General features: G+C 70.5%; 22 protein-coding genes. 19 read left to right on the top strand and 3 right to left on the bottom strand.

Going from position 1 to position 20,111, the window contains the following annotated elements; translation table 11 throughout:
• Positions 1-641: peptide chain release factor-like protein (locus ASD62_RS20610; protein WP_235530650.1), on the top strand; the 641-nt coding region annotated here is incomplete at its 5' end.
• Positions 638-1,507 (top strand): peptide chain release factor N(5)-glutamine methyltransferase, encoded by an 870-nt coding sequence (gene prmC, locus ASD62_RS06525; RefSeq protein ID WP_082552856.1) that lies wholly within the window; start codon positions 638-640, stop codon positions 1,505-1,507. The genes ASD62_RS20610 and prmC, both read left to right, overlap by 4 nt.
• A gap of 19 nt (positions 1,508-1,526) precedes the next feature.
• On the opposite strand, the gene ASD62_RS06520 is transcribed toward prmC, so the two are convergent.
• A complete protein-coding gene (locus ASD62_RS06520) occupies positions 1,527-2,174 on the bottom strand; it encodes a TetR/AcrR family transcriptional regulator (RefSeq protein ID WP_235529061.1) in 648 nt (215 codons plus the stop codon).
• Positions 2,175-2,294: 120 nt separating this feature from the next.
• On the opposite strand from ASD62_RS06520, the gene ASD62_RS06515 reads away from it, so the two are divergent.
• Genes ASD62_RS06515 through ASD62_RS06500 form a run of 4 tightly spaced genes read left to right on the top strand, consistent with a single transcriptional unit; the run spans position 2,295 to position 6,344 of the window.
• A complete protein-coding gene (locus ASD62_RS06515; RefSeq protein ID WP_056915264.1) occupies positions 2,295-2,972 on the top strand; it encodes an NADPH-dependent F420 reductase in 678 nt (225 codons plus the stop codon).
• A gap of 46 nt (positions 2,973-3,018) precedes the next feature.
• A complete protein-coding gene (locus ASD62_RS06510) occupies positions 3,019-3,924 on the top strand; it encodes an L-threonylcarbamoyladenylate synthase (protein WP_082552854.1) in 906 nt (301 codons plus the stop codon).
• Entirely contained in the window at positions 3,921-5,204 is a 1,284-nt protein-coding gene (gene glyA, locus ASD62_RS06505; RefSeq protein WP_056915263.1) for a serine hydroxymethyltransferase, read from the top strand. The genes ASD62_RS06510 and glyA overlap by 4 nt, the downstream gene beginning before the upstream one ends.
• A 27-nt stretch (positions 5,205-5,231) precedes the next feature.
• Positions 5,232-6,344: an MraY family glycosyltransferase gene (locus ASD62_RS06500; RefSeq protein ID WP_056915262.1), complete on the top strand. Its 1,113-nt coding sequence runs from the start codon at positions 5,232-5,234 to the stop codon at positions 6,342-6,344.
• Here ASD62_RS06500 and ASD62_RS06495 read toward each other — a convergent pair.
• Positions 6,341-6,964 (bottom strand): GNAT family N-acetyltransferase, encoded by a 624-nt coding sequence (locus ASD62_RS06495; RefSeq protein ID WP_056915261.1) that lies wholly within the window; start codon positions 6,962-6,964, stop codon positions 6,341-6,343. The two genes, ASD62_RS06500 and ASD62_RS06495, sit on opposite strands and share 4 nt — an antisense overlap.
• 187 nt (positions 6,965-7,151) lie before the next feature.
• On the opposite strand from ASD62_RS06495, the gene ASD62_RS06490 reads away from it, so the two are divergent.
• The 10 genes from ASD62_RS06490 (at position 7,152) to ASD62_RS06445 (ending at position 15,523) form a co-directional block, all read left to right on the top strand.
• On the top strand, positions 7,152-7,646 hold the full coding sequence (locus ASD62_RS06490; RefSeq protein WP_056915260.1) for a hypothetical protein: 495 nt from the start codon (positions 7,152-7,154) through the stop codon (positions 7,644-7,646).
• 187 nt (positions 7,647-7,833) lie between these two features.
• Entirely contained in the window at positions 7,834-8,634 is an 801-nt protein-coding gene (gene atpB, locus ASD62_RS06485; protein WP_235529060.1) for a F0F1 ATP synthase subunit A, read from the top strand.
• Between the two features lie 99 nt (positions 8,635-8,733).
• Positions 8,734-8,955 (top strand): ATP synthase F0 subunit C, encoded by a 222-nt coding sequence (gene atpE, locus ASD62_RS06480; RefSeq protein ID WP_030527793.1) that lies wholly within the window; start codon positions 8,734-8,736, stop codon positions 8,953-8,955.
• A gap of 55 nt (positions 8,956-9,010) precedes the next feature.
• Complete coding sequence (locus tag ASD62_RS06475; RefSeq protein WP_082552853.1) at positions 9,011-9,589, top strand: F0F1 ATP synthase subunit B; 579 nt, start codon at positions 9,011-9,013, stop codon at positions 9,587-9,589.
• Positions 9,589-10,401, top strand: a complete 813-nt coding sequence (locus ASD62_RS06470) for a F0F1 ATP synthase subunit delta (RefSeq protein ID WP_056915258.1) — start codon at positions 9,589-9,591, stop codon at positions 10,399-10,401. Before ASD62_RS06475 ends, ASD62_RS06470 begins: the two co-directional genes overlap by 1 nt.
• Before the next feature lie 99 nt (positions 10,402-10,500).
• On the top strand, positions 10,501-12,138 hold the full coding sequence (gene atpA / locus ASD62_RS06465; RefSeq protein ID WP_056915257.1) for a F0F1 ATP synthase subunit alpha: 1,638 nt from the start codon (positions 10,501-10,503) through the stop codon (positions 12,136-12,138).
• Positions 12,139-12,272: 134 nt separating this feature from the next.
• The gene (locus tag ASD62_RS06460; RefSeq protein WP_056915256.1) at positions 12,273-13,172 is read left to right on the top strand and encodes a F0F1 ATP synthase subunit gamma; all 900 of its coding nucleotides are present in this window, start codon (positions 12,273-12,275) and stop codon (positions 13,170-13,172) included.
• An 18-nt stretch (positions 13,173-13,190) separates the two neighbouring features.
• Complete coding sequence (gene atpD / locus ASD62_RS06455; protein WP_056915255.1) at positions 13,191-14,648, top strand: F0F1 ATP synthase subunit beta; 1,458 nt, start codon at positions 13,191-13,193, stop codon at positions 14,646-14,648.
• 161 nt (positions 14,649-14,809) lie between these two features.
• Positions 14,810-15,079 (top strand): F0F1 ATP synthase subunit epsilon, encoded by a 270-nt coding sequence (locus ASD62_RS06450; protein ID WP_056917208.1) that lies wholly within the window; start codon positions 14,810-14,812, stop codon positions 15,077-15,079.
• A 15-nt stretch (positions 15,080-15,094) separates the two neighbouring features.
• On the top strand, positions 15,095-15,523 hold the full coding sequence (locus tag ASD62_RS06445) for a DUF2550 family protein (RefSeq protein WP_056915254.1): 429 nt from the start codon (positions 15,095-15,097) through the stop codon (positions 15,521-15,523).
• 3 nt (positions 15,524-15,526) lie between these two features.
• Here the strand turns inward: ASD62_RS06445 and ASD62_RS06440 are convergent, their stop codons facing one another.
• Entirely contained in the window at positions 15,527-16,156 is a 630-nt protein-coding gene (locus ASD62_RS06440) for a cob(I)yrinic acid a,c-diamide adenosyltransferase (protein ID WP_056915253.1), read from the bottom strand.
• 48 nt (positions 16,157-16,204) lie between these two features.
• Between ASD62_RS06440 and murA the strand changes: the two genes are divergently transcribed.
• From murA to ASD62_RS06425, 3 genes are all read left to right on the top strand, one after another.
• Positions 16,205-17,488, top strand: coding sequence for a UDP-N-acetylglucosamine 1-carboxyvinyltransferase (murA, locus tag ASD62_RS06435; protein ID WP_056915252.1), 1,284 nt, complete (start codon positions 16,205-16,207; stop codon positions 17,486-17,488).
• 126 nt (positions 17,489-17,614) lie between these two features.
• Positions 17,615-17,980: an STAS domain-containing protein gene (locus ASD62_RS06430; protein WP_056915251.1), complete on the top strand. Its 366-nt coding sequence runs from the start codon at positions 17,615-17,617 to the stop codon at positions 17,978-17,980.
• An 80-nt stretch (positions 17,981-18,060) separates the two neighbouring features.
• A complete protein-coding gene (locus tag ASD62_RS06425) occupies positions 18,061-20,076 on the top strand; it encodes a protein meaA (protein WP_056917207.1) in 2,016 nt (671 codons plus the stop codon).
• Positions 20,077-20,111: the final 35 nt, after the last annotated feature.

The raw sequence follows: 20,111 nt of genomic DNA, 5'->3' as shown, positions 1-20,111 counted from the left end.
ACAAGGACGTCCGGATGGCCGTCAAGGCCAAGGGGACGCCCGAGCCCGGTGACGCCCCGTGGGCGCGGCTCAAGTACGAGGGCGGGGTCCACCGGGTCCAGCGCGTCCCGGTCACCGAGAGCCAGGGTCGCATCCACACCTCGGCCGCCGGCGTCCTCGTGATGCCGGAGGCGGAGGAGGTCGAGGTCGTCATCGACACGAACGACCTCAAGATCGACGTCTACCGCAGCTCCGGCCCCGGCGGGCAGTCGGTCAACACCACCGACTCGGCCGTGCGCATCACGCACCTGCCGACCGGCACCGTCGTCTCCTGCCAGAACGAGAAGAGCCAGCTCCAGAACAAGGAGTCGGCGATGCGCGTCCTGCGGGCCCGCCTGCACCAGCTCGCCCAGGATGCCGCGGACGCCGAGGCCAGCGCCGCGCGTCGGAGCCAGATCCGCACCGTCGACCGCAGCGAGCGCATCCGCACCTACAACTACCCGGAGAACCGCCTCTCCGACCACCGCACCGGGTTCAAGTCCTACAACCTCGACACGGTCCTCGACGGTGAGCTCGACGCCGTCGTCCAGTCGGCGGTCGACGCCGACGAGGCGGCGCGCATGGCAGCGGTCGCCGAGGCGTCCTCGGGCTCGGGGAAGTGACCGACCAGCCCGGCGGCGGCCTGCGGGCAGCGGTCCGGGCGGCCGCAGCCAGGCTCGCGGAGGCCGGCGTGCCCTCCCCGGAGAACGATGCCCTCGCGCTGGCCGCGCACGTGCTCCGTCGCCCGGTGGGCGAGCTGCGCACCGCCATGGTGGTGGGTGCCGCAGCTCCCGACCCCGCGGCCTACGCACGGCTGGTCGAGCACCGGGCCGACAGGGTGCCCCTGCAGCACCTGACGGGGCGAGCGGCCTTCCGCCGCCTCGAGCTGTCGGTGGGACCGGGGGTGTTCACGCCGCGGCCCGAGACCGAGGTGGTCGCCGGGCTCGCGATCGACGCCGCGCTGGCCGTCGACGGCGCACCGGTGGTGGTCGACCTCTGCACGGGTTCGGGGGCGATCGCGCTCGCCGTCGCCGACGAGGTCCCGTCGGCGACCGTGTATGCCGTGGAGCTGGGCGAGGACGCGCACGCCTGGGCGGCGCGCAACGTCGTCGACTCCGGGCTCCCTGTCACCCTCGTGCACGGTGACGCGACGACGGCGTTCCCCGAGCTCGACGGGACCGTCGACGTCGTCGTGTCGAACCCGCCCTACATCCCGGTCGGCATGGTGCCGCTGGACCCCGAGGTCCGCGACCACGACCCGGAGCTCGCGCTGTACGGCGGCAGCGAGGACGGCCTGGCGATCCCGCTCGCGGTCGCGGCACGGGCCGCCGACCTGCTGCGGGCGGGCGGTGTCCTGGTCATGGAGCACGCCGACAGCCAGGGCGAGTCATTGCCTGCGGGGTTGCGCCGCAGCGGTCGGTGGAGCGAGGTCCGCGACGAGGTGGACCTCACCGGTCGCCCGCGGGCCACGGTCGCGGTCCGGCGCTGACGTCGGTCGCCGCGCGCCCTCAGGCGAGCGAGGCCGCGACGAGCGCGCCGGCCGCCTCCTTGGCGGCCCGGGGCGCCTCGGGCGCCGCGTCGAGGGTCCCGCTGGCCAGGCCGCCGTCGAGCAGGAGCGTCAACGACCGGGCCAGGGTGGTGGCGTCGCGCGCCCCGGCCCGGCGGGCGAGGTCCTCGACCCAGCTGAGGACCGAGGCCTTGTGGGCCACGGTGCGCTCGTGGACCGGGGTGCCCGGCTGCGACTCGGCGGCGGCGTTGATGAAGCCGCACCCGCGGTAGCCGTCCCGGCGGCAGGCGTTCTGCAGCGCGTCGAACAGCCCGACGAGCTGGTCGGCCGGGGCGGGGCCGGCGGCCTGCGCGGCCGCGTGGAGCTGACCGGACCAGACGCCGTCGACCTTGTCGAGGTAGGCCAGCACGAGGTCGTCCTTGGCGGGGAAGTGCTTGTAGAAGGTCGCCTTCGCCACCCCCGACTCGGCGATGATCAGGTCCACCCCGACCGCGCGGATCCCCCTGGCGTAGAAGAGCGCGAAGGCGGTCTCCAGGATGCGCTCGCGGGCAGGGCTGGGCCGCGCACCGGTGGCACGGGCGGTGCTCGCGTCGGTCTCCGTCGCGTCGGTCTCTGTCGCTGCTGCGGGGGAGGAGCTGGGGCTGGGCACGGGGTGGGCCTCCTCGGAAGGGCGTGCGAGCAGCATACCTTGGCAGTAGACAGATCTGTCTGCTACGTTTCCGTGCATTGGTAGACAGATCTGTCTACTCCTTCGACCCAGGAGCACACCATGAAGATCGCCGTCCTCGGAACCGGCACGGTCGGCCAGGCCCTTGCGGGGCGCCTGTCCGAGCTGGGCCACGACGTCGTCACCGGCACCCGCGACCCGCAGGCCACCCTCGCGCGGACCGAGCCCGACGGCATGGGCACCCTCCCGTATGCCGCCTGGGCCACCGAGCACCCGCAGGTCACCCTCGCGACCTTCGCGGACGCGGTCGTCGGCGCGGACGTCGTCGTCAACGCCACCGGAGGGTCCGCCGCCGTCCCGGCGCTGCAGGCTGCCGGTGCCGAGGCGCTCGCCGGCAAGGTCGTCCTCGACATCAGCAACCCGCTCGACTTCTCCCAGGGCTTCCCTCCCACCCTGTTCGTCAAGGACACCGACAGCCTCGGGGAGCAGATCCAGCGCGAGTTCCCGCAGGCCCGCGTCGTGAAGTCCCTCAACACGCTGACGGCCGAGCTCATGGTCCGCCCCGCGTCGCTCGGTGCGGAGTCCTCGGTGTTCCTCTCGGGCGACGACCAGGACGCCAAGGCCGTCGTGGCCGAGCTGCTCGAGAGCTTCGGGCACACCGACGTCATCGACCTCGGCGACATCTCCACCGCTCGGGGCACCGAGATGCTCCTCCCGGTCTGGCTGCGGCTCATGGGCGCGCTCGGCACCGGCATGTTCAACTTCAAGATCGTCCGCTGAGCGACCGGCGCGTCCGCACCCGGGGAGCACAACTACGCTGGCGTCCATGAGCCCTGTGTACGACTGCACCACCGAGTCCGGGCGCGCCGAGGGGATCGCGGCAGCCGTCGAGGTCGTCCGGGACGGAGGCGTCGTGGTCCTCCCGACCGACACCGTCTACGGCATCGGTGCCGACGCGTTCTCGCCGGAGGCCGTGGCGTCCGTCCTCGCCGCCAAGGGTCGTGGCCGAGAGATGCCGCCGCCGGTCCTGGTGCCCAGCATCCGCACCGTCGACGGCCTGGCCACCGACATCCCGTCCTGGGCCCGCGACCTGATCCGCGAGTTCTGGCCCGGGCCCCTCACCCTCGTGTTCAAGTCCCAGTCCTCGCTCATGTGGGACCTGGGTGACACCAACGGCACGGTCGCCGTGCGGATGCCCCAGGACGAGACGGCCCTCGCCCTGCTCAGCGAGGTCGGCCCGATGGCGGTCACGAGCGCCAACCTCACCGGCCAGCCCCCGGCCACCACGGCCACCGACGCCGCGGCGCAGCTCGGGGCGGCCGTGGCCGTCTACCTCGACGCCGGACCCACGTCGAGCAACGAGGTCTCGACGATCATCGACTGCACCGGTGCGGAGCCCGAGATGCTGCGGGCCGGGGCCATCACCCAGCAGCAGATCGATGCAGCGCTGCGACCGGCCGAGCCGGAGGACGCCGACGCCGACAACGACGCCGACGCCGAGAACGTCGTCGAGGCGGACGCCGAGGCGACGCCGGTGGCGGTCGACGAACCGCAGCCGTTGCGCGTCCCGGAACCGCTGAGCGACCCCGAGCCGGGGGACGCCCCGGAGCCGGCGCGCGACCCCGGGCCGGCGACGGATCCTTCCCCGACCGAACCGACGCAGGGCCTAGAGTTGCCGGCGGATCCGACCGCCGAACGCACCGCTGCCGACCACCCAGGAGAGACCCGATGACCCAGAGCGACACCTTCTACGGCTCCGACTTCGGGGCCCTGGAGTCCTTCGACCCGGAGATCGCGGGGGTGCTCGTCTCCGAGCTCGACCGCATCCGCGGCGGCCTGCAGCTCATCGCGTCGGAGAACATGTCCAGCCCCGAGGTGCTCACCGCCCTCGGCTCCACGCTGTCCAACAAGTACGCCGAGGGGTACCCCGGGCGTCGCTACTACGGCGGCTGCTCCGAGGTGGACAAGGCCGAGACCCTGGCCATCGACCGGTGCAAGGCGCTGTTCGACGCCGACCACGCGAACGTCCAGCCTCACTCGGGCGCCAGCGCCAACCAGGCGGTCTACGGGGCGTTCATGTCGCCCGGTGACACCATCCTCGCGATGGCGCTGCCCATGGGTGGCCACCTGACCCACGGCACCAAGGTCTCCTTCTCCGGCAAGTGGTTCAACGCGGTGCACTACGGCGTCGACCGCGAGACCGAGGACATCGACTACGCCGAGGTCGAGCGCCTGGCCAAGGAGCACCGCCCCAAGGTGATCCTCGCCGGCGGCTCCGCCATCCCGCGCCTCATCGACTTCGAGTTCTTCCGCCGGCTGGCCGACGAGATCGGCGCGATCTTCTGGGTCGACGCGGCGCACTTCATCGGCCTCGTCGCCGGCAAGGCCATCCCGAGCCCCGTCCCGTACGCCGACGTCGTCACCTTCACGACCCACAAGGTCCTGCGCGGCCCGCGCTCCGGCGCCCTCGTCTGCAAGGCCGAGCACCAGGCGAGGCTCGACAAGGCCGTGTTCCCGATGATGCAGGGTGGCCCGCAGATGCACACCATCGCGGCCAAGGCCGTGAACTTCAAGGAGTGCGCGACGCCGGAGTACCAGGCGTACGCCAAGCAGGTCATCGAGAACGCCAAGGTCCTCGCGACGTCGTTGGGCGAGAAGGGGATCCGCCCGACCACCGGCGGGACCGACACCCACCTGTCGCTCCACGACCTGCAGGGCGTGGGTGTCACCGGCGCCGATGCCGAGGCCCGCTCCGACGCAGCGGGGATCGTGCTCAACAAGAACGCCATCCCGTTCGACCCCCAGAAGCCCAACATCGCCAGCGGCATCCGCGTGGGCACGCCCTGCGTCACGACCCAGGGCATGGGCACCGACGAGATGCGCACGATCGCCGACCTGATCGCGAAGGCCGTCATTGAGGGCGACGCCGACCCGGACCACGCGGTCTCCAAGGAGGTCCGTGCCGGGGTGAGCGACCTCGTGACCCGCTTCCCGGCATACCCTCGAGGCTGAGTCCCGACCCACCCGAGAGGCGCCTGAGTGCGCGAGTACCTCCTCGTCCTGATGGTCGCCGCGGTGATCACGTATGCCGCGACGCCGCTCATGCGCGCCATCGCGGTGCGCACCGGGGCGTTCACCCCGGTGCGCGACCGTGACGTCCACTCGACGCCGATCCCGCGGCTCGGAGGGGTGGCGATCTTCCTCGGGTTCGCGGCCTCCATGCTGGCGGCGAGCAAGCTGCCCTACCTCGGGCAGGTGTTCGCCCTCGGGCCCGAGCTCAAGGGCACGCTGGTCGGTGCCGGCATCGTGTGCCTGCTCGGGGCGATCGACGACGTGCGCGAGCTGGACTGGCTCACCAAGCTCGGCGGGCAGATGATCGCCGCCGGGATCATGGCGTTCAGCGGCGTCATGCTGTTCCAGCTCCCGATCGGTGGCGTGACGGTGCTGCCCGAGCCGTTCATGGTGGGGCTCACGGTGTTCGCCGTCGTCGTGTTCACGAACGCCGTCAACTTCATCGACGGGCTGGACGGGCTGGCGGCCGGGGTCGTCGTCATCGCCGCCTCGTCGTTCTTCATCTACAGCTACGGCATCTCGCGGACGTTCGACCCGCCGAACGTGTTCTCCTCGGCGACCTTCATCTCCGCCGCCCTGATCGGCTGCTGCCTGGGCTTCCTGCCGCACAACTACCACCCGGCCCGGTTGTTCATGGGCGACTCGGGGGCCCTGCTGCTCGGGCTGCTGCTGGCGGCCGCGACGATCTCGACGACGGGCAACGTGACGCCGTCCCAGGTCAGCACCAACCCCGTGGCGGCGACCTTGCTGCCCCTGGTCGTACCGGGCGCGATCATCCTGCTGCCGCTGGTCGACATCCTGCTCGCGGTCGTGCGTCGGACCGCGCGCGGCGAACGCCCGTGGAGCCCGGACAAGCAGCACCTGCACCACCGGATGCTCCAGATCGGCCACGGCCACCGGCGCGCGGTCATCCTGCTCTGGCTCTGGGCCGCGGTGGCCGCGCTCGGCGCGGTGAGCTTCATCTTCCTCGACCCGTGGGTCGCCGCCGGGGGAGTCCTCGGCGCCGTGCTCCTGGTCGGCGTCCTCACCGTGTGGCTGCCCCGCTGGGCCCCCAGCGGTGGGCGCGCCCGCGCCCTCTAGCGCGGGACCCGGCCCAGCCGCTCCTCCAGGCCTGCCCGCACCTGCGGCCACTCGTCGGCGAGCACGCTGAACACGACCGTGTCGCGGAACGTCCCGTCGGCCCGCCGCGTGTGCCGGCGCAGCACCCCCTCGCGGGTGGCGCCCAGCTTCGCGATCGCTGCCTGGGAGCGCTGGTTGACCGCGTCGGTCTGGATCTTGACCCGCCCGAACCCCAGGTCGAACGCGTGCCCGAGCAGCAGCAGCTTGCACTCCGGGTTCACCGCGGTGCCCCACCACCGCGAGCCGTAGAGCGTCCAGCCGAGGTGGGCTCGTTCGTTGACGACGTCGATGTCACCGAGCGACGTGGTGCCCACGACCGTGCCGGCGGCCCCGAGCCCGCCCGCTCCCGTGAGCCGCACCGTGTATGCCGTGCGACCGACCTCCCGCGCCGCCATCGCGGCGGCGACCAGCGCCCGGGTGGCCGCGAGGTCGGGGGGAGGGGAGGCCATGACGTACCCCTGCGTGTAGACGACGGGGTCGCTGTGCACCGCGTGCAGGCCCCCGGCGTCGTCGGCCCGGACCGGGTCGAGGCGGACGAACGTCCCCTCGAGGGGCGAACCGGACGGAGCACGCGCAGGCATGACGGCAGGCTAGTTGCCGAGCCGCGGACGGCGGCGGCGGGCGGCGTCGGGAACCCCTACGGTGGGACCGCGAAAGGCCCCGCTGTGAAAAGGCTGAACGCTTGTGATACCTTTCACAAGCGCCCACCGAAGGGCGTGACCACCCCTTTCGCCAGGCATTCCAGCCCCGACGAGCAGGCAGGCCACCATGACGCAGCAGAGCGCCCAGACGGGTTCCTACCCGTTCAGCGCGACCCTTCGCGGCGCCCTGGTCCCCACCCTCGTCGCAGGTGGCGTCGCGACCGTGGTCCTCGCGCTGACGCGGGGTCTCGACGGTGGCGTCTCCGCCCTCGTGGGTGTGGCCATCGCCGTCGTCTTCTTCGGCTCCGGCCTGCTCCTCATGGACAAGCTGGTGCGCGACCGCGACCCGATGCTCTTCATGGCCGTCGGGATGGCGATCTACTTCGGCCAGGTGCTCCTGCTGCTCGGGGTCCTCGTCGTCGCCGGACGCATCGAGAGCCTCGACAGCTGGGCCGCGGGGGTGGCCATGCTCGTGGCCGTCCTGGCCTGGCAGGTCGGTCAGGTCCGCGCCTGGCGACGTGCCCGCGTCCCCGTCTACGACCCGCCGTCGGACCTGCCGTCCGCGGGTGGCACGGACACCCCTGCCGACCCGTCGTCGACCGGAGCAGGTGAGGGGCGGTGACGGGCCGGTCCCGCGTCGCCCCGATGCTGCGGAGTCGGGTAGCGTACCTACCGTTCTGCGCCGAGCCGGTGTCGAGCATGCATTCGTCCCGGTTGTCCCGCACCGACCGTGAAGTCTTCGCGGTGAACGGGTTGCACGTCAGTTCATTCGAGGAGAGGCAGTGAGCCCAAACATGGTGTCTGCGGACATGGTCACGAATCTCGTGGCCGCAGGAGGCGAGGACGGGTTCAAGACCCCCGGCGTCGCCGACTTCTGGTGGCCGCTCATCGGTGGCAACAGCCCGTGGACGCTGACCCGTCCCGCGCTCGTCCTGCTGATCTCGGTCGGCATCCTGGGCTGGTTCTTCGTCTCGGTGTCGCGCAAGCTCACGGTCGTCCCGGGCAAGACGCAGTTCATGGCCGAGGGCGCCTACAACTTCGTGCGCAACACGATCGGCCGCGACATCATCGGCACCAAGGACTTCATGCAGTTCGTGCCGCTGCTGTTCACGCTCTTCACGATGATCCTGGTCAACAACCTGTTCGGGATCATCCCGTTCGTGCAGTTCCCCACGATGAGCCGCGTCGGCATCCCGATCGTCCTGACCCTCATCGTCTACATCGTCTACCACACGGTCGCGATCCGTCGTAAGCACGGCGTCCTCCCGTACTTCAAGTCGCTGATCCCCCCGGGCCTGCCCGGCTGGCTCAAGCCGATCCTGTTCGTGCTGGAGTTCCTGACCTACTTCGTGATCCGCCCGCTGACGCTCGCCCTGCGACTGTTCGGCAACATGCTCGCCGGCCACCTCATGCTGCTGGTGTTCATCATCGGCGGCGAGTACCTGCTGCTGCACGGCAGCAACCTGTTCCTGAACTTCTCGGGCGTCCTCGCCTTCGGGTTCTCGATCGGCATGACGTTCTTCGAGCTCCTCATCGAGTTCCTCCAGGCGTTCATCTTCACTCTTCTTGCGGCGCTCTACATCTCGGACGCGGTGTCCGAGCACCACTAGCCCGCTCGACCGTCGAGGCCCCCGGCCTCGCGTGCACCACCTGAATATCCACACCCCCGACACCGGGAAGCGGTCCCGGTGCCATGGAAAGGAAATGACATGTACGGCTCCATCGCCTACCTGGGCTACGGCCTCGCTGCTATCGGCCCCGGCATCGGTGTCGGCCTGATCTTCGCCGCCTACATCAACGGCGTCGCCCGTCAGCCCGAGGCTCGCGGCATGCTCCAGACCATCGCCTTCACCGGCATGGCGATCACCGAGGCGCTCGCCATCCTCGGTCTGGTGTTCGCGTTCGTCTTCCAGGGCACCAACCCGAACTGACGCGGCCCCGCCGCCCTCGTGCCACACCCGATCGCTTAAGAGATAAGGACGCGATGTGATCCCCGCATCCATAGTCGCTGAGGGGGAGACCACCGGATTCCCCTCGGGATTCCCGCTGCTCCCGCACCCCGCCGAGATGATCGTCGGGCTCATCGCCTTCGGGATCTTGTACTGGCTGTACAAGACCAAGGTCGTGCCGCGCATGGAGGAGCTGTACGCCGAGCGCACGGCTGCCATCGAGGGCGGCATGCAGCAGGCCGAAGAGGCCCAGCAGCAGGCCCAGGCTGCTCTCGAGCAGTACCAGGCCCAGCTGGCCGAGGCTCGCGCCGAGGCTGCTCGCATCCGCGAGGAGGCTCGCGAGCAGGGTGCGGCGATCGTCGTGGAGATGCGCGGTCACGCGCAGTCCGAGGCGGCTCGCATCACCGAGGCCGCGCACAAGCAGATCGAGGCCGAGCGCCAGCAGGCCGTCGTGTCGCTGCGGGCCGAGGTGGGTCGCCTGTCGACCGACCTGGCCAGCCGCATCGTGGGCGAGTCCCTCGAGGACGAGGCACGCCAGCGCGGGATCGTCGACCGCTTCCTCGCGGAGCTCGAGTCCGGCCAGGTGCAGCCCGAGAAGGTCGGAGAGGGCGCCTGATGCGTGGTTCGTCGCGGGCCTCCGCCATCGCCGGGAGCACGGCCCTCGAGGCCGCGCTCTCCGCAGGCACGGACCGCCGGGCCCTCGCCGAGGAGCTCCTCGCGGTGACCGCCCTCATCGACGGCAACGCCACGCTGCGACGGGCCCTCGCGGACCCGTCACGCGAGGCGGCCGGCAAGCAGGAGCTCGCCGAGCGCCTGTTGTCGGGCAAGGTCTCCGCGGAGACCGTCGTCGTGGTCAAGGCCCTCGTGGGCCAGCGCTGGGCGACCGAGCGCGACCTGTCCGACACGGTCGAGCGGCTCGGGATCGAGGCGCTGCTCGCCGACGCCGAGGCCAACGGGCACATCGACCGGGTCGAGGACGAGCTGTTCCGCTTCGAGCGGATCGTCGCCGGCAACCCGGACCTGCGCGACCGCCTGACCAACCGCCAGGGCGACGTCCAGGCCAAGGCCGGCGTCGTGGCGCAGCTGCTCGAGGGCAAGGCCAGCGAGGAGACGGTCCGGCTCGCACGCCAGGCCGTGCTGGCGCCCCGTGGGCGCAAGCTCGACCGCACGCTCGAGGGCTACCTCGCCCTCGCGGCGACGCGGCGCGAGCAGGTCACGGCTGTCGTCACGGCCGCCACCGACCTCACCGAGCAGCAGCGTGAGCGTCTTGCCGCAGCGCTGCAGAACATCTACGGCAAGACCATCGTGCTGCAGGTCGTCCGCGACGAGCAGGTCATCGGTGGCATCCGCGTGCAGGTCGGCGACGAGGTCGTCGACGGCACGATCCTGCGGCGCCTCGACGAGGCCCGCAGGCACATCGCCGGCTGACGGCACGCACCACAACTCCACAGCACGACCACCACACCGCCTTCCGGTCCGAGCCCCCTCGGCGCCGGTCACTGCACCACTCAAGGGAGAAGAGATCAGATGACGGAGCTTTCGATCCGTCCGGAGGAGATCCGGGACGCACTGGACAACTTCGTTCAGTCCTACGAGCCCGGCACGGCCTCCCGCGAAGAGGTCGGCCGCGTCAGCGACGCCGGTGACGGCATCGCCCACGTCGAGGGCCTGCCCTCGTGCATGACCAACGAGCTGCTCGAGTTCGAGGACGGGACGCTGGGCCTCGCGCTCAACCTCGACGTCCACGAGATCGGCGTCGTCATCCTCGGTGACTTCTCCAAGATCGAGGAGGGCCAGGAGGTCAAGCGGACCGGCGAGGTGCTGTCGGTGCCCGTCGGCGACGCGTTCCTCGGTCGGGTCGTCAACCCGCTGGGCCAGCCGATCGACGGTCTCGGCGAGGTCGCCACGACCGAGCGCCGCGCCCTCGAGCTGCAGGCGCCCACCGTGGTGCAGCGCAAGTCCGTGCACGAGCCGCTGCAGACCGGCCTCAAGGCCGTCGACGCCATGACCCCCATCGGTCGCGGCCAGCGCCAGCTCATCATCGGTGACCGCCAGACCGGCAAGACCACGGTCGCGGTCGACACGATCATCAACCAGAAGCAGAACTGGGACTCGGGCGACCCGGAGAAGCAGGTTCGCTGCATCTACGTCGCCATGGGCCAGAAGGGCTCGACCATCGCTGCCGTCCGCGGCACGCTGGAAGAGGCCGGTGCCCTGGAGTACACGACCATCGTCGCGGCGCCCGCGTCCGACTCGGCCGGCTTCAAGTACCTCGCGCCCTACACCGGTTCGGCCATCGGCCAGCACTGGATGTACCAGGGCAAGCACGTCCTCATCGTGTTCGACGACCTGTCCAAGCAGGCCGAGGCCTACCGCGCCGTGTCGCTGCTGCTGCGTCGCCCGCCGGGCCGCGAGGCCTACCCCGGTGACGTCTTCTACCTGCACTCCCGCCTGCTGGAGCGCTGCGCGAAGCTGTCCGACGAGCTCGGCGCCGGCTCCATGACGGGTCTGCCGATCATCGAGACCAAGGCCGGTGACGTCTCCGCGTACATCCCGACCAACGTCATCTCCATCACCGACGGCCAGATCTACCTCCAGGCCGACCTCTTCAACGCCAACGTGCGTCCCGCCATCGACGTGGGTGTCTCCGTCTCCCGTGTCGGTGGCGCCGCCCAGATCAAGGCCATGAAGGAGGTCTCCGGTCGTCTGAAGCTCGACCTCGCGCAGTTCCGCGCGATGGAGGCGTTCGCCATGTTCGCCTCGGACCTCGACCCGGCCTCCCGCGCCCAGCTCGCGAAGGGTGCCCGCCTCGTCGAGCTCCTCAAGCAGAAGCAGGCCGCGCCGTTCCCGGTCGAGGAGCAGGTCGTGTCCATCTGGACCGGCACCACCGGCCAGCTCGACTCGATCGCGGTGGAGGACGTCTCGCGCTTCGAGGCCGAGTTCCTCGACTACCTGCGTCGCGAGAAGAAGGGCCTCCTGGACGCCATCCGCGAGTCCAAGAAGTTCGAGGACGAGACCCGCTCCGGGCTCGAGGACGCGGTCACCGCGTTCAAGCAGCAGTTCGCCGCCTCCGGCTCCGAGCACACCCCCGTCGGCCACGAGGCCGACCCGGGCGAGCTCGAGCACGAGGTCGAGCAGGAGAAGATCGTCAAGCAGAAGCGCTGAATCGGCTGCCGGGTGCGCGCCTGTCGCGCACCCGGCACCGCAGGCGAGCGGCCGCGGGGGAGACCCCGCAGCACCCCCCGAACTGATCGGCGGCGACCAGCCGCACCAGGAACGAACGAGAGAGGCGGCAACATATGGGAGCGCAGATGCGGGTCTACCGCCAGCGCATCCGGTCCGTCCAGGCGACCAAGAAGATCACGCGCGCGATGGAGCTCATCGCAGCCTCCCGCGTGGTCAAGGCGCAGCAGCGTGTGCGCGAGTCCTCGCCCTACGCCCGTGCGCTGACCCGGGCCGTCTCGGCCGTGGCGACGTTCTCGAACGTCGACCACCCGCTGACCACCGAGTCCGAGGAGGTGCGCCGCGCCGCGGTGCTCGTCGTGACCTCCGACCGTGGTCTGGCCGGCGCCTACAGCTCCTCCGTCCTCAAGGAGAGCGAGCGCCTCATCGGCGAGCTCAAGGCGGACGGCAAGGAGGTCACGCCCTTCCTCGTCGGACGCAAGGCGGTGGCCTTCTACAAGTTCCGCAAGCGCGAGTACGCCGACGAGTGGACCGGCTTCACCGACCAGCCCACCTTCGAGGTCGCCCGTGAGATCGGGGAGACCCTGGTCGCCGCGTTCAACCGCGACCACTCCGAGGGCGGGGTCGACGAGGTGCACATCGTGTTCACGCGCTTCGTCAACATGGTCTCCCAGGAGCCTGACGTCATCCGCATGCTGCCGCTCGAGGTCGTCGAGGGCGAAGAGGCCCCGGCCGAGGACGACGTGCTGCCGCTCTACGAGTTCGAGCCGAGCGCCGAGCAGGTGCTCGACGCGTTGCTGCCGAAGTACGTCACGGCGCGCATCTACAACTGCCTGCTGCAGGCCGCCGCGTCCGAGCTCGCTTCGCGCCAGAAGGCGATGAAGTCGGCCACGGACAACGCCGAAGAGCTCATCAAGAAGTACACCCGGCTGGCCAACCAGGCTCGCCAGGCTGAGATCACCCAAGAGATCAGCGAGATCGTGGGCGGCGCCAGCGCCCTCGCCGACGCCAGTTGAGAAGGTAGAGAGAAACCAATGACTGCCACTGTCACTGAAGAGACCAAGGCCGCCACCCCGGGTGGCATCGGCCGCATCTCCCGCATCATCGGCCCGGTCGTCGACGTGGAGTTCCCCGCGGACGCCATGCCGGAGCAGTACAACCTGCTGACCACGTCGGTCGAGCTCCTGGGGGAGACCAAGAACCTCAACCTCGAGGTCGCCCAGCACATCGGCGACAACATGGTCCGCGCCATCTCCCTGCAGCCGACCGACGGCCTCGTCCGCGGTACGCAGGTCCAGGACACCGGCGGCCCCATCTCGGTGCCCGTCGGTGACCAGACCCTGGGCAAGGTCTTCAACACCACCGGTGAGGTCATGAACCTCGCCGAGGGCGAGACCTTCGAGGTCAAGGAGCGCTGGGGCATCCACCGCAAGGCCCCGGCCTTCGACCAGCTCGAGTCCAAGACCCAGATGTTCGAGACCGGCATCAAGGTCATCGACCTGCTGACCCCCTACGTCCAGGGTGGCAAGATCGGCCTGTTCGGCGGCGCCGGCGTGGGCAAGACGGTGCTCATCCAGGAGATGATCGCCCGTGTCGCCCGCGACCACGGTGGTGTGTCGGTGTTCGCCGGTGTCGGCGAGCGCACCCGTGAGGGCAACGACCTCATGGTCGAGATGGAGGAGGCGGGCGTCCTCGGACAGACCGCCCTCGTCTTCGGCCAGATGGACGAGCCGCCGGGCACGCGTCTTCGCGTCGCGCTCTCCGCGCTGACCATGGCGGAGTACTTCCGTGACGTGCAGAACCAGGACGTGCTGCTCTTCATCGACAACATCTTCCGCTTCACCCAGGCTGGTTCCGAGGTCTCCACCCTCCTCGGCCGCATGCCGTCCGCCGTGGGTTACCAGCCCACCCTCGCCGACGAGATGGGCACGCTCCAGGAGCGCATCACCTCGACGCGTGGTCACTCGATCACCTCGATGCAGGCGATCTACGTGCCGGCCGACGACTACACCGACCCGGCTCCGGCCACGACGTTCGCGCACCTCGACGCGACGACCGAGCTCTCCCGTGAGATCGCCTCGCTGGGCATCTACCCGGCCGTGGACCCGCTCACGTCGACCTCGCGCATCCTCGACCGTCGTTACATCGCCGAGGACCACTACAACACCGCGGTGCGCGTCAAGCAGATCCTCCAGCGCAACAAGGAGCTGCAGGACATCATCGCCATCCTCGGCATCGACGAGCTCTCCGAAGAGGACAAGATCCTCGTCAACCGCGCCCGTCGCATCCAGCGCTTCCTGTCGCAGAACACCTACGTCGCCAAGCAGTTCACCGGCATCGAGGGTTCGACGGTCCCGCTGACCGACAGCATCGAGGCGTTCACGAAGATCGCCGACGGCGAGTACGACCACGTGCCCGAGCAGGCCTTCTTCATGTGTGGTGGCCTCGACGACGTCGAGCGTCAGGCCGCGGAGATCGAGAAGAACCTCTGACGCCACGGCGTCGCAGCACGATGACGCGCGAGCGTCGCCCGCAGCACCCGTAGGTCGTGGGGCCAGCCGCACTGGCTGGCCCCACGGCATACCACCCGTCGGGGGGCCTCCCCACGACGGTCGTTAGACTCGAGCAGTACGCATTCCCCGTGGAGGACACCGTGAGCACCCTGCAGGTTGAACTCGTCGCCGCCGACCGCAAGGTCTGGGAGGGCGAGGCCGAGATGGTCCAGGCCCGCACCATCGACGGCGAGCTGGGCATCCTGCCCGGCCACACGCCCCTGCTCGGCGTCCTCGTCGAGGGCGAGGTCCGCATCAAGACCGGCGGCAGCACCGCCGTCGCCACCGTGGACGGCGGGTTCCTCTCCGTCGACCGCGACAAGGTCATCATCGTCGCCGAGGCCGTCGACGCCTCCCAGATCCCGGCCTAACCGGAAGGGGTGAGCATGTCGCCCGTGGTCTTGTTCGAGATCACCGTGGGGACGCTCGCCCTGCTCGCAGTCCTGGCGCTGGCGTACATCTTCGTGCGCCGGCGCCTCCTGTCGTCCGGGGCTCCCCTCATGCTCTGTGCGCTGCGACTCCCGGGCCGCACGTCGTACCGGTTGGGCCTGCTGCGCTTCTCCGGCCCCTCGCTGGAGTGGTTCACCCTCATCGGGCCCTCCCCGCGCCCGGTCCGTTCGTGGGAGCGGCCACGGCTCGAGCTCGGGCCGCCGGAGGTCGCGCAGGAGCCCATCTCCGGACTGCCCGACGCGGTCACCGTCGAGTGCCACTACGAGGACGAGCAGTTCCGGATCGCCCTCGCCCCGCCTGCCTACACGGCGATGCGCAGCTGGCTGGAGAGCTCGCCCCCGGGCTTCAACGTCAACGTCGCCTGAGCGTCACTTCTTCGCGCGGGGCGCCTCGGCACGGCCGCCACCGGGCTGCCAGAGGACGTCGCCGCCGATCGGCAGGTTCGCGACGCGCGCCAGCACGAACAGCAGGTCCGACAAGCGGTTCAGGTATGTCGCGGTGAGGACGTTGACGCCGCCCTCACCCTTGGTGCCGGTGCCCGGCTGGTCCCCATAGGCGTCGATGGCCGCCCACGCAGCCCGCTCGGCCCGGCGCACCACGGTCGTGGCCACGTGCAGGTGGGCCGAGCCCACGGTGCCGCCCGGGAGGATGAAGGACCTCAGCTTCTCGACGCGCTCGAGGTAGCGGTCGCAGTCGGCCTCGAGCTCGTCGATCCAGGCCTGCTCCACCCGCAGCGGTGGGTACTCGTAGGTCGGCTGCAGGGGGGTGCAGAGGTCGGCCCCCACGTCGAACAGGTCGTTCTGCACCCGGAGCAGGGTGGCCCGCAGGTCCTCGGGCAGCTCCCCGGCGGCGAGGGCGACGCCGATGGCGGCGTTCGCCTCGTTGGTGTCGGCGTAGGCGAGGAGGCGGACATCGGTCTTGCTGGTCCGGCTCATGTCGCCGAGGTGGGTCTTCCCGTCGTCGCCGGTGCGGGTGTAGATGCGGGTGAGGTTGACCATGGCTGCAGCCTGTCAGATGGGGGAGTCGGGCGCGGATAGGGTGGGTCGGTGGCTGAGAGATTCAGGGTTGTCGGAGGCACCGCGCTGCGCGGCGAGGTGGCCGTGTGGGGCGCGAAGAACAGCGCCCTCAAGCTCATGGCGGTGGCGTTGCTCGCCGTCGGCCGCACCCGCCTCACGAACGTCCCGGCCATCCTCGACGTGACGATCATGGCCGAGCTCCTCCGGCGCCTCGGCTGCACGGTGGACTACGACGCGCCTTCCGGGGTCGTCGAGATCGACGTGCCGGAGAAGATCGGCCACCGCGCCGACTACGACCTCGTCCGGGCCCTGCGTGCCTCGACCGCCGTGCTGGGGCCACTCGTGGCACGCACCGGTTCGGCGGACGTGGCCGTCCCCGGTGGGGACGCGATCGGTTCGCGCGGGCTCGACCTGCACGCGGCCGGGCTGGAGGCGCTCGGTGCCAGCGTCCACGTGACGCACGGCTTCCTCGTCGCCGAGGCGCCCCGCGGGCTGGACGGTGCAGAGATCCGCCTCGACTTCCCGAGCGTTGGCGCCACCGAGAACGTCCTCACCGCGGCGGTCCTCGCCCGGGGGACGACCCGCCTGGAGAACGCCGCCCGCGAGCCGGAGATCGCCGACATCGCCGCGATGCTCACCTCGATGGGCGCGCAGATCAGCGGTGCAGGCACCTCGGTGATCGAGGTGCACGGCGTCGACAGCCTCACCGCGATCGAGCACGCCGTCGTCCCCGACCGGATCGCCGCCGGCACCTGGGCGTTCGCCGCCTCCGCCACCCGTGGCGACGTCGAGGTGGTCGGCGCCAACAGCGCCCACCTCGTCGCCGCCCTCGAGCTGGTCGAGGCCAGCGGGGCGACGGTCACCGACACCCCGCGCGGCTTCCGCGTCGACTCCGGCGGGCGTCGACCCAGGGCGTTCGACGTCGCCACGCTGCCCTACCCGGGCTTCCCGACCGACCTACAGCCCTTCGCACTCGCCTGCAACGCCGTCGCAGAGGGGTCGGCGATGATCACCGAGAACCTCTTCGAGGCCCGGTTCCGGACGGTGCAGGAGCTCAACCGCCTCGGCGCCGAGACCCGGATCGACGGCCACCACGTCATGGTCCACGGTGTCGAACGGCTCTCCGGGGCGCCGGTCGAGGCCAGCGACATCCGAGCCGGCGCTGCGCTCGTGATCGCCGGGCTGGTCGCCGACGGCGTCACGACCGTCAGCGGGGCCCAGCACATCGACCGCGGGTACGCCGGCTTCGCCGAGAGCATGCAGGGCCTCGGCGCGGACGTCACCCGGGAGCCGGACGACGACCCGTTCCTGTGACCGTCGGCCCCTGGGGGTGTGACGCAGGTCTCAACAGTTACCCAAAAGAGACCTGACCTGCGACAACCAAAGTCCCCTTCACTTGCGTCTGTGTGAGTGAATGTGTCCACGGACAAGGGGGTTCGCATGTCGGTCAGCACCATCGGGGTCCTCCCCGTCGCAGTCCGCCCGGTGCACACGGGCCAGGAGGTCGCGATCACGGGTCGCATCGACGTGCACACGGTCCCCGACGTCCGGCTGCTGCTCCACGAGATCATCGACACCGGCTTCGGCGACGTCCACATCCGCCTCGCGGGCGCGGAGATCGGTGACGCCACCGGTCTCGGGGTCCTCGTCGAGGCGTACAACCGGGCCCGCCGGGCCGGGCGCCGCCTCGCCGTGGTCGACATGAGCGAGCGCACCGGCCGCCTGTTGCGTGCATCACGCCTCGACCGGTCGCTGGTGCTCCGCGAGCTCCCGGACGGCGCGACTGTGGCGGCTGTCACCGCCTGAACGCCTCCCGGCGCGCACCACCCCGCAGGTAACTTCGGGCCATGCCTGCCGAGCCGATCGAACGTGACCGTCCCTGGGTGATGCGCACGTACGCCGGCCACTCCAGCGCCGCCGCCAGCAACGCGCTCTACCGCCGCAACCTCGACAAGGGGCAGACCGGCCTGTCCGTGGCCTTCGACCTGCCCACGCAGACCGGTTACGACCCCGACCACCCGCTCGCGCGCGGTGAGGTGGGCAAGGTGGGCGTGCCGATCTCGCACATCGGCGACATGCGCGCCCTGTTCGACCAGATCCCGCTCGACCAGATGAACACCTCGATGACCATCAACGCCACCGCCATGTGGCTGCTGGCGATGTACCAGGTCGTGGCCGAGGAGCAGGCCCTTGCCGACGGTCGGGACCCGGCCGAGGCGGTGCGATCCCTTGCCGGCACGACCCAGAACGACATCATCAAGGAGTACCTGTCGCGGGGCACGTACGTCTTCGCGCCCGGGCCCTCGCTGCGCCTGATCACCGACATGGTTGCCTACACGGTGTCGGACATCCCGAAGTGGAACCCGATCAACATCTGCAGCTACCACCTGCAGGAGGCCGGCGCGACGCCGGTGCAGGAGATCGCCTATGCGATGTGCACCGCCATCGCCGTCCTCGATGCGGTGCGTGACTCGGGGCAGGTGCCGCCGGAGCGCTTCGGCGAGGTGGTCGCACGGATCTCCTTCTTCGTCAACGCCGGTGTGCGGTTCGTCGAGGAGATGTGCAAGATGCGGGCGTTCGTCCAGCTGTGGGACGACCTCACGCGTGAGCGCTACGGCGTGCAGGACCCCAAGCAGCGTCGCTTCCGGTATGGCGTGCAGGTCAACTCGCTCGGCCTCACCGAGGCGCAGCCCGAGAACAACGTCCAGCGCATCGTCCTCGAGATGCTGGCGGTGACCCTGAGCAAGGACGCGCGCGCCCGGGCCGTGCAGCTGCCGGCGTGGAACGAGGCGCTCGGACTGCCCCGGCCGTGGGACCAGCAGTGGTCACTGCGCATGCAGCAGGTGCTCGCCTTCGAGTCCGACCTGCTCGAGTACGACGACCTGTTCGCGGGTTCGACCGTGGTGGAGGCCAAGGTCGCCTCGCTGGTCGAGGGTGCGCGGGCGGAGATCGCCCGGGTGCAGGAGCTCGGTGGCGCGGTCCCGGCGGTCGAGAGCGGGTACATGAAGTCGGCGCTGGTGGCCTCGCACTCGCTGCGACGCCAGCGGATCGAGACGGGTGAGGACGTCGTCGTGGGCGTGAACCGCTTCCAGACGACCGAACCCAACCCGCTCACGGCCGACCTCGACGCGGCGATCCAGACCGTCGACCACGACGTCGAGGCGAAGGCCGTCGCGGCGGTCCGCTCCTGGCGGGAGCAGCGCGACGCCGATCCCGCGGGGCGCGACCGGGCGGCGGCTGCCGTCGCCGCGCTGCGGGCCGAGGCCCGTGCCGGGTCGAACCTCATGGCGGCGTCGCTCGAGGCGGCGCGGGCAGGTGTCACGACGGGGGAGTGGGCCCAGGCGCTGCGCGAGGAGTTCGGGGAGTTCCGTGCCCCGACCGGGGTGTCCGGGTCGGTCGGCGTGAGCGACGGCGGCACCGACGAGCTGCGCGCGGTGCGTGAGCAGGTGCGCCACACCGCCGGCGAGCTCGGCGAACGGCTCCGGGTGCTGGTCGCCAAGCCCGGACTCGACGGCCACAGCAACGGTGCCGAGCAGATCGCCGTGCGCGCCCGTGACGCGGGCTTCGAGGTCGTCTACCAGGGCATCCGCCTGACCCCGGAGCAGATCGTGGCCGCAGCCGTGGCGGAGGACGTCCACCTCGTCGGCATCTCGATCCTGTCCGGCTCCCACATGGAGCTCGTGCCCCAGATCCTCGACGGGCTGCGCACTGCCGGTGCGGGTGACGTGCCCGTCGTGGTCGGCGGGATCATCCCCGACACGGACGCCAGGGCCCTGCAGGCCCTCGGGGTTGCTGCCGTCTTCACGCCCAAGGACTTCGGCCTCAACGACATCATGGGCGAGTTCGTGCAGATCGTGCGCCGGTCGCGTGGGCTCGCCGCCGAGGTGGCCGCGCCCGCCTGAAAAGGAGGCGACCACCGCTGAGGGAGTTGGCACCA

The sequence above is a fragment of the Phycicoccus sp. Root563 genome, assembly GCF_001427915.1.
Classification (GTDB): Bacteria; Actinomycetota; Actinomycetes; order Actinomycetales; family Dermatophilaceae; genus Pedococcus.
Note: the sequence above shows the minus strand (reverse complement) of the source record. Positions and strands in the feature narration are given on the sequence as shown.